The organism is Photobacterium aquae, assembly GCF_001029445.1.
In the GTDB taxonomy this organism is placed as follows: Bacteria; Pseudomonadota; Gammaproteobacteria; order Enterobacterales; family Vibrionaceae; genus Photobacterium; species Photobacterium aquae.
The window spans coordinates 80,983-95,650 of sequence record NZ_LDOT01000011.1 but is presented as its reverse complement, the minus strand read 5'-3'; the positions used below and the strand labels follow the sequence as shown (position 1 = coordinate 95,650).

Here is a 14,668-nt window from a genome sequence, read left to right as displayed (position 1 = left end):
TCCATCCTGTTTGCATCAGGTTTAAAATTCTTTTCTTAGCCAGCCACTGATTTTAGTGAAAATACTTGAGACCGAACGTTTCGGCTCCAAATCACTATCATCAAATGTCTGACTGTCCTTTCCGTAATGCAGTAATCCTACTGCCGTTGCATAATGCGGAGCTTGTACGTGCTCCGTCAGTCCGACCACATCCAATGGCAAACCGACCCGGACCTGGTTGCTGAATACACGCTCGGCACATTCAACAAGCCCTTCCATCTGGGCTGCACCACCTGTCAGGACAATCCCGGCAGCTAACTGGTGCTTCACCCCCGCATTACGCAGTTGTTCTTGTACTTCAATGACTTTCTGGTTTACTAATCCAAGCAGCTCGCTATAACGAGGCTCGATAACCTCAGCCAATGTTTGACTCTGCAAACTGCGCGATGGTCGACCACCAACACTCGGCACATCGACCTTGGCATCTTTGCTGACCAGTTCGCTCAGTGCGCAACCGTACTTAACCTTGATCTCTTCGGCATCGCCAAGCGGCGTACCGAAGGCGTAGGCGATATCACTGGTCACTACGTTCCCCGCGTACGGGATTACCGCAGCATGGCGGAGCGCGCCACCGGTCCATACCGCGATATCCATCGTACCGCCACCGATATCTACCACGCAGACCCCGAGCTCTCGCTCATCAGGCGTCAATACCGCGTGGCTTGCCGCCAAGCCTGAAAATATGAGCTGGTCAACCTTCAGGTCGCAGCGCTCAACCGCTTTGACAATGTTACGAGCCATATCGTTATGGCACGTAATGAGATGAACATTTGCCTCCATGCGAACCCCTGACAATCCAACAGGGTTTTTAATCCCCTCCTGATAATCAATAGCAAATTCTTGGGGAATAACATGCAAAACTTTATGTTCATCACTGATTTTTACCGACTTCGCCGTATGGATAACATTATCGACGTCGTCTTGAGTGACCTCTTTGTCAGAGATTGGCACCATGCCTTCCTCTGTCTGGCAACGAATATGCTTACCGGACAGCGACAGAAACACCGACGAGATCTGGCAGTCTGCCATCAATTCCGCTTTGTATACTGCGCTCTGTACCGATTTAACCACGGACTCAAGATCATTAACCCCGCCTTTATCCATACCGCCAGATGGGCTGCTACCCTCGCCAATGACATTCACTTCGCCATCGGGCAAGACTTCCCCAACCAAAGCACAGACTTTAGATGTACCTATATCCAAGCCAACTATCAGTTTTTTATCTGCTGCTTTCGTCATTAGCGTACGCTCATCTTGTTATACCAAACCAGCAGCCATCCTCTACGACAGCTACTGTTTTTCGTTCTGCTCAGCATCGACTTTCCAGCCTACTGCGGCTCCGGTGTCATAACGCAAATCAACATATTCGATGGCTTTGCCTTGACTCTCCATCTCTGGATAGAGGGAGACAAAACGCGCCAGTCGCTCCATCCGCTCGCGACGCCCAAGTTCAAGCCGGATTCCGTTACTCAGCCATACCCGCCAGGCACGACGCTCATTCAAGGCCAGCGTAGCAATTTCGAAGCCAGCCCGCTGCAACACCGGTTGCATTTCGTGCAATGCGGCCAAGAGCTCCTCGCTACTGTCTTCTGGACCATCGAGATTAACCAGCGACTGACCGGCCTGCTCGAACGGAGCCCGGAACACCTCACCGGCCTCATTCACCAGGTAATGGTTGTTCCACGTCGCGACCGGCTGCTGCTCAACCAGAAACACCTTGAGGGTATCGGGCCACTGCTTACGAACCGCAGCACGAGCAACCCACGGCATTTCTTCCAGCGCATACTGGATGGCATCGACATCCTGGGTCATAAAACTACCCAGAGTGTCAAGCTTGAGGATCCCGCTTCGCACGTCTGCCGGGGTCAGGTAATGGAGCTCTCCCTGAATCACCAACTGTGATAGCGGCAAGCGGTTGGCATCGGTCATCCAGTTAATCGCGGCATTAAATAGCCAAACCGTAAAACCGATGACAAAAAGGAAAAAAGCCAATCCTCCCCACAGCGATTTTTTCCGCAGCGAAGGGGACGCTACCATGTTTAAGACACTATCAGCCATCATTCGTTTAACCTTTCACAGCCGATATCGTAAGGGATAGCCAAGGCAGCCTCATTGCCTGTCCGTGACCAGTGCTTAATTTCGAGCAAAGTTGGCAGATTATACCGAGCAACACCCAGCACTCCAACACTTGCCGTCGCTTTCCTTGCAATTCCTTCGAGCAATACCCACAAAAAGCACGTAATCTATCCCCCAAAAAGCCAAAACAGCCGTGGTAGAGCACATTTTTGCGACACAACCTTCAAACCAATCAATAATCCCCAGTGATTACTGCTGGCGCATCACCTCGATATCGAGCTTCATATCAGCGAGCTGACGGGCAATTTTGCCAACATCACCGGCACCTTGTGTCAGAACTAAATCATTATTCTGCAGAATATTAGCCAATGCCGACGGCAACGCCTCGATTGTTGGTACAAAAATTGGATCAATGCGACCCCGGCCACGGATTGTACGGCACAAAGATCGACCATCAGCACCGGCAATCGGCGCCTCGCCCGCAGAATAAACATCCAGCATCACCAAGACATCGACCTGCTCAAGCACATTGGCAAAATCATCGTATAAGTCACGGGTACGGCTAAAGCGGTGGGGCTGGAAGACCATCACCAGACGCTTATCTTCCCAGCCGGCACGAGCGGCCTGAATAGTAACGTCAACCTCACTCGGGTGATGACCGTAATCATCAACCAGCATCACATTGCCGTTTCCGGTCTCAAACGCCCCCAAGTGATCAAAACGACGGCCCGTACCCTCAAATTCGGCCAACGCACGAATAATTGCCTCGTCATCCACGCCTTCCTCGGTCGCCACCGCCACTGCAGCTGTCGCATTGAGTGCATTGTGCTTACCTGGGATATTCAGTTTCACCTCCAGCGCGGGCTTGCCTTCGCGCAGGATCGAGAAATGCCCCTGCTGGCCGCTCTGATAATAATCAACCAGTCGAACATCGGCATCTTCGGCAAAACCATAGGTGATCACCGGACGCCCGATCCGAGGCAGTAGCTCGCGGACAACAGGATCATCAATACACATCACCGCAAGACCGTAAAATGGCAAGTTATGCAGGAAATCGACGAATGTTTGCTTGAGAACCTCGAAATCACCACCATAGGTATCCATGTGGTCAGCTTCGATATTCGTCACCACACAGACCATTGGCTGCAGGTGCATAAACGACGCATCACTTTCGTCCGCTTCGGCGATCAAGTAACGGCTGGAACCCAAACGGGCATTCGTGCCGGCACTTTTCACCAAGCCGCCATTCACGAACGTCGGATCCAGACCCGCCTCGGAATAAATCTGGGTAACCAGCGCCGTCGTTGTTGTTTTGCCATGCGTACCGGCAATCGCAATACCGTGACGGTAGCGCATCAGCTCGGCCAGCATCTCAGCACGACGCACAACGGGAATTCGCAATTCACGGGCAGCCACCAACTCAGGGTTGTTCTGATTGATAGCCGTTGAAACCACCACGACACTCGCGCCAGATACGTTCTCTGGCTGATGGCCGATAAAGATATCAGCCCCTTTGTTTTCCAACCGGGCTGTCACGGCATTGGGCGCGATATCCGAGCCACTGATCCGGTATCCTTCATTCACCAATACCTCGGCGATACCACTCATGCCTGCACCGCCGATCCCCACAAAGTGAATGCGCTCAACGCGGCGCATCTCTGGTACCATGGTTCTGATTTTTGCTAGTTGCTGGCTGTCCAGTTTATTCATCACTTTGTCTCGTCTTTGTCATTTGCCTGCGATTTGATAACAGCCGCTACTCGGCGGTCAGCATCGACAATCGCAGCATCGCGTGCAGCCTGGGCCATCGCCGCCAGCTGGTCTCGATCTAACTGTGCTAATTCTTCTGCTAGCCGGGCTACTGTCAGCTCCGGCTGCTCAATCATTCTTGCGGCACCACACTGCACCAGATGGTCAGCATTAAGCGCCTGCTGGCGGTCCTTGTGCATAAACGGGACGAAAATCGCCCCCAATCCAGCGGCAGACAACTCTGATACCGTCAACGCGCCCGAACGGCAAACGACAATGTCGGCCCATGCATAAGCCGCCGCCACATCGTCGATAAACTCGGTGACCCGGTGCTGGCCTTCTGCCTGTTCGGCATAAGCTGCGGCCGTTTCCTGCTCGGCACCTTTACCGGCCTGATGCCATACCGTCACCTTATCGCCAAGCTCGGCAGCAACTTGCGGCATGGTCTGGTTAAGGATCCTAGCTCCCTGGCTGCCCCCCATCACCAATATCCGAATTGGGCCACTGCGCTCGAGAAAACGTTCAGCCGGCGCTGGCAGCGCAACGACATCCTGACGCACGGGGTTACCAACAACCTCTTTGCCAGGGAAAGCGCCCGGGAATGCCTGCAACACTGCGCGGGCTATCTTAGACAACCACTGGTTGGTCAGCCCAGCCACCGCATTTTGCTCATGGAGGATCACAGGCACGCCCGACAGCCATGCGGCTACCCCGCCCGGCCCGCTGACATAACCGCCCATACCCAATACCGCGTCAGGCTGCCACGCCTTGATATAGCGACGGGCCTGAAGCACCGCACCCAAAATCTGGAACGGTGCCGCCAACAAGCGCTTGAGCCCTTGCCCACGGAGCCCCTTGACCTTGATAAAATCAATCTCGATACCGTGCTTAGGCACCAAATCCGCTTCCATTCGGTCGGCCGTACCCAGCCAGCGGATCTCCCAACCTTCCTGCTGCAAAACCCTAGCGACAGCCAGCCCAGGAAAAACATGGCCACCTGTACCGCCAGCCATTACCAGCAAGCGTTTATTCTTGTTCATTGTCATTATCTTCAGTTTCAGGATCAGGGCCCTTGCTGGCCGCCAATCGCTGTTCATAATCAATTCGGATCAAAATTGCCACCGCCGTGGCCATAATAAACAGGCTCGAGCCGCCGTAGCTGATCAACGGCAGAGTCAAGCCTTTGGTCGGCACCATCCCTGCTGCGGCCCCGACATTGACCAGGGTCTGGAAAGCAAACCAAAATGCGATCCCGAAAGCCAAAAAACCACCAAATAACTGTTCGCTTTCTAGCGCTCGCCGCCCGATGGACAGAGCTTTGAAGACCAAAGAGAAAATAAGCAGGAGTACAATCACGACACCGATCAGGCCAAGCTCTTCGGCCAATACCGCAAATACAAAGTCGGTATGGGCCTCGGGGAGGTATTCCAGTTTCTGGATCGAGTTCCCCAAGCCCTGCCCCCACCATTCACCACGACCAAACGCCATCAATGACTGGGTCAACTGGTAGCCGCTGCCAAACGGATCGTCCCACGGATCAAGAAACGAGGTCACACGCCGCAGTCGGTAAGGCTCGAACAAAATCAGCATAACGACACCAAACAGTGCCGCCCCAAGCATTGCAATAAACTGCCACAACTTAGCCCCGGCAATAAACAGCATCCCGACCGTGGTTACCAGCATCACCACTGATGAACCCAAATCCGGCTGCCCAAGCAATAGGACAGCAATGAAAGCAAACAGTGCCATAGGCTTGGCAAAACCGACAAAACTATCGCGGACCTGCTGATAATGGCGGACCAGATAACCGGCAATAAAGATGAACAGTGACAGCTTGGTGACTTCGGCTGGCTGGAGGTTGAAAAAACCCAAAGAGATCCAGCGCGAGGCGCCGTTAACAGAGCGGCCAACCACCAGCACCAGAAACAGCAGGGCAATAGAACAAATCAGCATGTGCCAACTGTACTTTCGCCATGCATGCAGCGGAACCATCACCATCAAGCTCCCCAAGAACAGCGAGCCTAGCAAGAACATTCCGTGACGCTGGGCAAAATAGAACGGGTCATCGGTCAGACGAGAGGCTACCGGTATAGAGGCAGAGGTTACCATCACCAGTCCGGTAGTCATCAGGGCCAGTGCTATCCACACCAGTTGTCGGTCATAAGAGGTTGCTGGCGCTGGACGGACGAACCAGCCAAATACCGAAGCCAGCGCCTCCCTAAACACCGAGAACATCAGTGTTTACCACCGACTTGCGGGGCGAGCTCATGCGCAAGCTCGGCAAACGCCTCCCCCCGCGCCATGAAATTGGCAAATTGATCAAGGCTGGCACAGGCAGGCGACAGCAGCACCATATCCCCTGGCTGGACGCACTCGGCAGCCAACATCATGGCTTCTTGCATGGTCTCAACCAGAACAGCCTGCGGAGACAACGGGCATAGCAGGTGGCCATCACGGCCGAAACAGTACAACCGGACATCCATCGGGGCCAGCACATCGCCCAAGGCCGAGAAATCCGCCCCTTTGCCATCACCGCCAACCAAAAGATGAAGCCTTCCTGCCAGCTTAAGACCACTCAATGCCGCGACAGTACTGGCCAAGTTTGTCGCCTTAGAATCGTTGACCCACTGCACACCATGTTCATTGGCAACCATCTGACAGCGGTGATCGAGACCAGTATAACGGCGCAAGGTTCGGCAGGCAGCCTGACGTTCAATCCCCGCCGCATCGGCAAGGGCCAGGGCCGCAAGGCTATTGGCCACGTTATGGCGACCAACCAAGGCGATCTCCTCAACCGGCATCAAAGCATCGCCGTCTACGGCCAACCACTCCTTACCGTCTTGCCATACCAAGCCGTACCCCTCGCCATCGAAGCCGAAACTTGCCAACTGAGTCGCAGTGGCAGGTTTGGTGGCGAGGTCATCGCGATTGAACAGCGCGAGATCGGCATGCTTGAAAATCCGCATCTTGGCCTCGCTGTACTGCTCCAAGCCGCCCGGATAGCGATCCATATGATCTTCAGACAAATTGAGGTAAACAGCAGCGACTAAAGGTAGGCTGGAGGTTGTTTCCAACTGGAAGCTAGAGAGTTCCAGAACATAAAGATCATGGCCCTGCTCAAGCATATCCAACGCCGCAAAGCCGATATTGCCACCGACGCCGACGTCGATGCCGGCTTCCCTTGCCATTTCCCCGACCAAGCTAGTCACGGTACTTTTGCCATTGGATCCCGTAATACCGACCACCGGTTTGTCGACGGCACGGGCAAAGAGCTCGATATCACCGATGATCTCAATGCCGGCAGCCGCAGCCTCTGCCAACTCGGGTGTTGCCAAGGCTATACCCGGGCTGGCCACGACCAAGTCGGCGTCAAGCAGCCAGCCGCGCTGCCACTCGCCGCAGCACAGCTCGACCTCGGCAGGCAGCTGATCTTGGCCTGGAGGCGCAGCACGAGTATCAATCACCTTGATATCCAAAGACTGCGGCAATCGTCGCAAATGGTTCACCACGGAAAGGCCGGTCATACCCAGCCCAATCACTACAACCTTACTTACGCCATCCAAGCTTTTCATTTATCGTACCTTCAGTGTCGCCAGAGCAATCAGCACCAGCATCAAAGTGATGATCCAAAAACGAACAATAACCCGTGGCTCCGGCCAGCCACTCAATTCATAGTGGTGATGAAGCGGTGCCATCCGGAAAATTCGCTGGCCACGCAGCTTATAAGAGCCAACCTGCAAGATCACCGACACGGTTTCCATGACAAAAACACCACCCATGACAACCAGCAGCAGTTCCTGACGTACCAGCACCGCAATCGTGCCCAATGCACCGCCAAGGGCCAGCGAGCCCACATCGCCCATGAATACCTGAGCCGGATAAGTGTTAAACCACAAAAAGCCAAGCCCGGCGCCAACGATAGCCGTACAGACGACCACCAATTCGCTGGCATCTTTCAGGTAAGGAATATGCAGGTATTCGGCATAGTTGACATTGCCTGTTGCCCAAGCAATAAACGCCATACCACCGGCCACCATCACCGTCGGCATAATCGCCAGTCCGTCCAGACCATCGGTCAGATTGACCGCATTACTTGTTCCGACGATCACAAAATAGGTGAACACGATATAGAACAGGCCTAGCTGCGGCATAACATCTTTGAAGAACGGTACCACCAGCTGGGTTGCCGCCGTATCATGGCCGTGAACATACAGGGCAAAAGCCACCCCAAGGGCAATCACCGACTGCCAGAAATACTTCCAGCGCGCAATCAGGCCGTCTGTATTTTTACGTACCACCTTGCGGTAGTCATCGACAAAACCGACAGCACCGTACCCCAGCATGACAACAAGCACAGCCCACACATACGGGTTGCTCAGATCACACCAAAGCAAGACGGTAATGGCAATCGCCGCCAAAATCATGATCCCGCCCATAGTAGGCGTACCACGCTTGCTAAGGTGAGACTCCGGCCCGTCATGGCGTACCACCTGACCGATCTGTAATATCTGCAGGCGGGCAATGAGACGCGGGCCCATCCACAGAGAAATCAGCAATGCCGTCAAGATACTGATAATGGCACGAAACGTCAGGTATTCGAAAAGACGGAAAAAAGGAAAAGTCGGTTCAAGTAAATCGGCTAACCAGTAAATCATTATTTTGTTTCCTGCAATGCGACGATCACATCTTCCATGCGGGAGCTACGCGCTCCTTTCGCCAACACTGTCACTTGGGTGTTGTCTTCGGTCAATAGCGGTTCGAGGTGCAGTTTCAGCTCCTCAATCAACGCTGTTTTGTCGTCAAAATGACGGCCCCCGTTAAGCTCGCTTACCACTTGGCTTGCTCGGCCAAACGTTAGTACACGGTCAAGGGAGTGGGTCATGGCATGCTCCGCGACTTCCCGGTGCAAGGCAGCACTGTCTTCACCCAGCTCTGCCATGTCGCCAAGCACAAACCAGCGCTGGCCATCAAAACCAGCCAGCAAATCAATCGCGGCCTTTACCGATGCCACACTGGCGTTATAGGTATCGTCAATTAAGCGCAGTCGCGGGCGAGGCTCTGAAATATCAACCCGGCCTTTGACACTGGCAACACGACCCAGCCCTGCCTGAACCTGCTCTGCAGTTGCGCCTAGCGACATCGCCAACGCAGCGGCAGCCAAAGCATTAGACACATTATGCCCACCAGCCATAGTCAGGCTAACAGGGAACGCGCCATAGGGGGTGCGCATTGTAAAACAAGCCTGCCCGTGATTGTTAATTTTTATCGCCTCAGCAGTGAAATCAGCATTAGCCTGGGTTGCCGAGAAACTCACGACATCATGCCCAGCTAGCAACGGCTGCCATGTTTCGAGGGAGTGGGAGTCCAGATTGACAATCGCCACACCACCATCGGCCAGGCCCTCGAAAATCTCGCCCTTGGCCTTAGCTACTCCCGCCAGCGAGCCAAACCCTTCTAGGTGAGCAGCCGCCAAGTTGTTGATGAGTGCAACCTGAGGCTTGACCAGCGCCGTGGTATAGGCGATTTCCCCCTGATGGTTGGCACCAAGCTCAATCACCGCATACTCGTGCTGAGGCTCGAGGCGAAGCAAGGTCAGCGGAACACCAATATCATTATTGAAGTTCCCCCCGGTGGCCAACACCCGACCTTTCTCGGCCAAAATCGCCGCCGCCATTTCCTTCACCGTGGTTTTACCACAGCTGCCGGTCAGGGCAACGGTCTGCAACCCGTGTTCCGCCGCCATCTTGGCCTTGAGCCAAGCGCCTAGCTGCCCGAGTGCCGCATGCGTGTCAGCAACGACCAGCTGCGGAAGCGGCAAAGGTAAGTGCCTGCTAACCAACAGGGCACTTGCACCTTGTTCTAGAGCCTGCTGGCAAAAGTCGTGACCATCAAAACGGGCTCCGGCCAATGCAATAAACAGAGTGTTGCTACCTACGGTACGGGTATCGGTCGATACTGCGCTGACTGCGCAGTCGCCACCAACCAATTCGGCGCCTAGCACGCCAGCCAGTTCTGCCAGTTGCACTTCAATCATGCCAGCCCCTCCAACAAGGCCTTGACCGTTTCACGGTCAGAATAATGAATCGTTTTGTCTGCGAGGATCTGGTAATCCTCGTGCCCTTTGCCGGCCACCAATATGATGTCATCGCTTTTCGCCTGCGCAAGTGCCCACTCACATGCCGCCCGGCGGTCATGGACCACCTCGACGAATTCGGGCTTGGTCAGCCCGGCTTGCATATCAGCCATGATCTGATGCGGGTCCTCACTGCGAGGGTTGTCATCGGTCAGTACTACGCGGTCAGCCATCAGCTCGGCAATCGCCGCCATCATCGGCCGCTTGCCGCGATCGCGGTCACCGCCGCAGCCGACAAGGCACCAAAGCTGCCCCTTGCAGTGGACGCGCAGGGCCTGAAGGGCCTTCTCCAGCGCATCCGGGGTATGAGCATAATCAACCACCATCATAGGTTTGTCAGCCGCCTGAAAAACTTCCATCCGGCCGTTCACTGCACGCAGCTGCGGGGCGACGGCCAGCAACTGGGCCAACGGGCGACCGGTGGCCAGCAAGGTCGCCAAAGCCAGCATCAGGTTCATCACGTTGAATGCGCCAACCAGCGGGGCGGTAAACTGACCGTTCCCCCAACTGGAACCGAACTCCACCGTTACCCCACGGGTACTGTAGGCAACGTCCTCCAACCACAGCTTATTGCCGTGATGAAATGCCGCAGCGCCTTTCTCCATGGTCACGGCCACCGCCTGCGGCAAATCGACCAGCCAAGCCCGACCGACAGGGTCATCGGCATTGATAACCGCCACACCGCATTCATGGGTGGTAAACAATTGTTTCTTGGCTTCGGCATAGCTGGCCATGTCACCATGGTAGTCGAGATGATCCCGGCTGAGGTTGGTAAAAATACTGGCCTTGAAGGACAAGGCTGCGACGCGGCCCTGAACCAAACCGTGAGAGGAGACTTCCATCGCGGCATAGTCAGCACCGAGTTCAACCATTGAGGCAAGCGTTGCTGGAATTTCCAATGCGCTGCCAGTGGTGTTGGCTGCTGGGACGATGGCATCAAGCAGGCCATTGCCCGTCGTTCCCATTACCCCGCTGGTATGCCCAAGCAGCTGTGCCCACTGGGCCAGCAACTGGCTGATCGTGGTCTTGCCATTGGTACCGGTCACCGCCACCAGCTCAAGCGCCTCGTCCGGCGCACCGTAGAATGCCTTGCCGATCGCCGACAGCTGCTGCCCTAACTGGGGCAGCCCAACAACAGGTACCGCGCCGCTAACATCCAGCGTCACCGCATCGTTATCCGACTCAACCAGCACAGCGACAGCACCCGCCTCAACAGCGGCTGGAATAAAACGGCGGCCGTCAACCTGATGGCCGTTAACGGCAACAAACAGATCGCCCGGTTGGATCCGGCGGCTATCAAGAGCCATTCCCGACAGCGGCAGCGCCGCCACGGCCTCGGGCAAGATCCCGGCCGTCACCATCCAAGGGGCCAGCAGGCTACCAAGTGTTTTATTGTTATCAGTTATCGACATGGCTCCCGCCCTTATGATTTACAATTTCCAATTCGTCTTTGCTTCCCGCATCCGGCGGGATATTCAATATCTGCAAGGCACTTTCCATCACATCGGCAAAAATAGGTGCCGCAATTGCCCCGCCGTAATATTTGTCGCCCTGTGGCTCATTGACCACGACCACCATCGCCAGACGAGGGCTGCTGATCGGGGCGATACCTGCAGTCATCGCGACGTATTCATCACTGTAACCACCGGCCACGGCCTTCTTCGCAGTACCGGTCTTGGCACCTACCCGATAACCGGGTACGGCCGCACGTACCGCACTGCCCCCTTTCTGGGTCACCGTTTCCATCATATCCAGCAACTTACGGGTATTGGCCGCCGACACAACCTGCCGCCCTGGGACGACTTCCTCCGTTTTGAGGATCGACAGCGGACGATTGACCCCCATCGCCCCAAGCGTGGCATAGGCACGAAGCAACTGGATAGGCGTGACGGAGATTCCGTAACCAAATGCCAACGTCGCACGCTCGAAATCAGACCAACGGGTTCGGTCAGGGAAGAATCCTTGCGCCTCGCCGATCAGGTTAATACCTGACGGATCACCCAGACCGACACTGCTGTACATCCCCAGCACAGCATCAATCGGCATTGCCAACGACAGTTTGCTGACCCCGATATTGCTCGATTTTTGGAGGATCCGCGCCAAATTAGCCTTGCCGACACGGGAGACATCCCGCACCCGGCTGCCGCCGATCTGCATCAGGCCATTGCCGGTATCAATAATGGTATCTTCATCTGCAACGCCATTCTCCATTGCCGCCAAGACCACAAATGGCTTGATCGTCGAACCGGGCTCCATCGCATCGGTGATCGAGCGGTTGCGCATCCGGAAACTTTGCAGCTGCTCGCGATTGTTGGGGTTATAGGACGGCGCATTGACCATCGCGAGGATTTCACCGGTGCGGACATCGGCCATCACCACCGTAGCAGAAGTCGCTTGGTAGTCCGCCACCGCCTGCTTGACAGCGCGGTAGGCAACGGCCTGCAGGCGCTGGTCAATACTCAAGCTCAACGGCTTGCCCGGCTCGCGTTTCTTCAATGAGATATTTTCTACCACCCGGCCATAGCGGTCTTTGCGCACGGTGCGCCGGCCCGGCTCGCCAGTCAGCCAGCCGTCGTAAGTCCGTTCGACCCCTTCAAGGCCGTGGCTATCAATACCGGTAACACCGATCAAATGCGCACTAACCTCACTGGCCGGATAGAAACGGCGAGATTCGTCTTTGAGGCCGATCCCCGGCAGCTTGAGCTTGTTGACATAGCTGGCCATCGCCGGGCTAACCTGGCGCTGGAGATAAATAAAACGACGCTGTTTGTTAGCTTCGATCCGCTCAATCAGCTTCTCGCGATCCAGACCAAGCACATCCGCCAATGCATACCAGCGGGCTTTCTCATCAAGTGCCTTATCTTTGAAAATAGTAACGGGATCAGCCCACACGGCCTGTACGGGGACACTCACCGCAAGCGGTTCGCCATTGCGATCGGAGATGATCCCTCGGGCTGAGGGGAGCGCCTTGACCCGCAGGGAACGCATGTCCCCTTCTTGAATCAATTTGCCCGGCTCTAGGACCTGGATATAGGCCGCGCGAGCGACAAGTGCCAGCAGCGCCAGCACCACAAAGCCGAAAATAATATTAAAGCGCCACGGGATAAAGACCGGTGGCGCTTTAGGCTTGCGCTGGTTCTGCTTGCCATCTCGTTTGGCATTCTTAGTCAGCTTAATCATTTAACTATGACTTCGTCTTCTCGGGATGGCCGCTTCATGTCCATTTCCTTCTCGGCAAGCCGCTCGACCCGGCTATGCTCAGCCAGTGAGTTCTCCTCGAGGATCTGGTTGCGCCATTCGATATCCAGCTGATCACGCTCGATCAGCAACTGCTCCTGCTGGGCAATCAGCTGGCGGGACTGGTGGGTGATATAGACAACGCCTAAAGCAGAAATCAGCACCAGAACCAATAACACCGACGGGATCTTGCCCACGCAGAGCAGATCCCGGCCAATCAACAGGGCAAGGTTGTCAGTCGGTTCTGGTCGCTGCTTCATAGGCGCTCAGCCAGTCGCAGTACTGAGCTGCGAGAGCGGGTGTTGTCTGAAATCTCATTGCTTGATGGCTTGATAGCCTTACCGACAGCTTTCAGCTGTGCAGAACCCAGCTCTTTGATTTGCGCTTCGGTCAGCGGCAGGCCTGCTGGCACTTCCGGCCCTTTGCTCTGCTTGCGAATAAAGCGCTTAACCATGCGGTCTTCCAACGAATGGAAGCTAATCACCGACAGACGGCCACCAGGGGCCAGAACATCCATCGCACCATGCAAGGCAGTATCGATCTCCTCAAGCTCACTGTTGATATAGATACGGATAGCCTGGAAGCTGCGGGTCGCAGGGTGCTTGTGCTTGTCCTTGAACGGCGAGACATCGGCGATCAACTTAGCCAGCTGGGTCGTGCGCGTCAGCGGCTCGTTCTCAGGGTTTTCACGATACTCAACAATGCCTCGGGCAATACGCTTGGCAAAACGCTCTTCGCCAAACTCCTTCAACACCCAAGAGATATCATCGGCCTCGGCTTCGGCCAGCCACTCTGCCGCCGAGATCCCACTGGTAGGATCCATACGCATATCCAGCGGGCCATCGCGCATGAAGCTGAAACCACGCTCGGCATCGTCCAGCTGCGGCGAAGAAACGCCAAGATCCAGCAATACGCCATCAACACGGCCGATCAAATCGCGCTCCGCCATGTATTTATCCATACCGGAAAACGGGCCGTGAATAATCGTAAAGCGAGGATCATCGATCTTCTGCGCCTCGGCAATCGCCTGCGGATCACGGTCAATACTGTAGAGGCGACCATTCTCGCCCAGCTGAGAAAGGATCAAGCGGCTGTGGCCACCACGGCCAAAGGTACCGTCAATGTAGATACCATCCGGCTTAATCGCCAGGCCGTCCACTGACTCGTGCAGTAAGACGGAAACGTGCTCAAACTGTTCAGACATAATGATTCTATTCGCTCTTCGACCGGTAACCCAAATACTGGCAGACATACCAGTGTATCGGGAAAAATATCGTATAAATTTGAAATTCAGCAAGTTACACAATTAAAACGCTGTTTTAATTGTATTTATGACAAATTCCCATCGCAAAGTGTACGTATTTGGCAAAAAAGATGTCAAGCCAAGCCCCCGATTTCTGACAATCAATTGATAATCACGGAGATAGGTCTCAA

General features: G+C 55.0%; 12 protein-coding genes. All 12 read right to left on the bottom strand.

Annotated features, from left to right (window positions below; translation table 11 throughout):
• Positions 1 to 21 precede the first annotated feature (21 nt).
• Complete coding sequence (gene ftsA, locus ABT56_RS09235; protein ID WP_047878595.1) at positions 22 to 1,278, bottom strand: cell division protein FtsA; 1,257 nt, start codon at positions 1,276 to 1,278, stop codon at positions 22 to 24.
• A gap of 51 nt (positions 1,279 to 1,329) precedes the next feature.
• Positions 1,330 to 2,097: a cell division protein FtsQ/DivIB gene (locus ABT56_RS09230; RefSeq protein WP_047878671.1), complete on the bottom strand. Its 768-nt coding sequence runs from the start codon at positions 2,095 to 2,097 to the stop codon at positions 1,330 to 1,332.
• A 267-nt stretch (positions 2,098 to 2,364) separates the two neighbouring features.
• On the bottom strand, positions 2,365 to 3,825 hold the full coding sequence (murC, locus tag ABT56_RS09225) for a UDP-N-acetylmuramate--L-alanine ligase (RefSeq protein WP_047878594.1): 1,461 nt from the start codon (positions 3,823 to 3,825) through the stop codon (positions 2,365 to 2,367).
• Positions 3,825 to 4,904 carry an undecaprenyldiphospho-muramoylpentapeptide beta-N-acetylglucosaminyltransferase gene (murG, locus tag ABT56_RS09220; protein WP_047878593.1) on the bottom strand — a complete coding sequence of 360 codons (1,080 nt, stop codon included), beginning with the start codon at positions 4,902 to 4,904 and terminating at the stop codon, positions 3,825 to 3,827. The genes murC and murG overlap by 1 nt, the downstream gene beginning before the upstream one ends.
• Positions 4,891 to 6,099, bottom strand: a complete 1,209-nt coding sequence (ftsW, locus tag ABT56_RS09215; protein WP_047878592.1) for a cell division protein FtsW — start codon at positions 6,097 to 6,099, stop codon at positions 4,891 to 4,893. The genes murG and ftsW overlap by 14 nt, the downstream gene beginning before the upstream one ends.
• The gene (gene murD / locus ABT56_RS09210) at positions 6,099 to 7,436 is read right to left on the bottom strand and encodes a UDP-N-acetylmuramoyl-L-alanine--D-glutamate ligase (protein WP_047878591.1); all 1,338 of its coding nucleotides are present in this window, start codon (positions 7,434 to 7,436) and stop codon (positions 6,099 to 6,101) included. The genes ftsW and murD overlap by 1 nt, the downstream gene beginning before the upstream one ends.
• Entirely contained in the window at positions 7,437 to 8,519 is a 1,083-nt protein-coding gene (mraY, locus tag ABT56_RS09205) for a phospho-N-acetylmuramoyl-pentapeptide-transferase (protein ID WP_047878590.1), read from the bottom strand.
• A complete protein-coding gene (gene murF, locus ABT56_RS09200; RefSeq protein WP_047878589.1) occupies positions 8,519 to 9,898 on the bottom strand; it encodes a UDP-N-acetylmuramoyl-tripeptide--D-alanyl-D-alanine ligase in 1,380 nt (459 codons plus the stop codon). The genes mraY and murF overlap by 1 nt, the downstream gene beginning before the upstream one ends.
• Positions 9,895 to 11,409 (bottom strand): UDP-N-acetylmuramoyl-L-alanyl-D-glutamate--2,6-diaminopimelate ligase, encoded by a 1,515-nt coding sequence (murE, locus tag ABT56_RS09195; RefSeq protein ID WP_047878588.1) that lies wholly within the window; start codon positions 11,407 to 11,409, stop codon positions 9,895 to 9,897. The genes murF and murE overlap by 4 nt, the downstream gene beginning before the upstream one ends.
• Positions 11,396 to 13,177, bottom strand: coding sequence for a penicillin-binding transpeptidase domain-containing protein (locus ABT56_RS09190; RefSeq protein ID WP_047878587.1), 1,782 nt, complete (start codon positions 13,175 to 13,177; stop codon positions 11,396 to 11,398). The genes murE and ABT56_RS09190 overlap by 14 nt, the downstream gene beginning before the upstream one ends.
• Entirely contained in the window at positions 13,174 to 13,494 is a 321-nt protein-coding gene (gene ftsL, locus ABT56_RS09185; RefSeq protein ID WP_047878586.1) for a cell division protein FtsL, read from the bottom strand. The genes ABT56_RS09190 and ftsL overlap by 4 nt, the downstream gene beginning before the upstream one ends.
• Complete coding sequence (gene rsmH / locus ABT56_RS09180) at positions 13,491 to 14,438, bottom strand: 16S rRNA (cytosine(1402)-N(4))-methyltransferase RsmH (RefSeq protein ID WP_047878585.1); 948 nt, start codon at positions 14,436 to 14,438, stop codon at positions 13,491 to 13,493. The genes ftsL and rsmH overlap by 4 nt, the downstream gene beginning before the upstream one ends.
• Positions 14,439 to 14,668 lie beyond the last annotated feature (230 nt).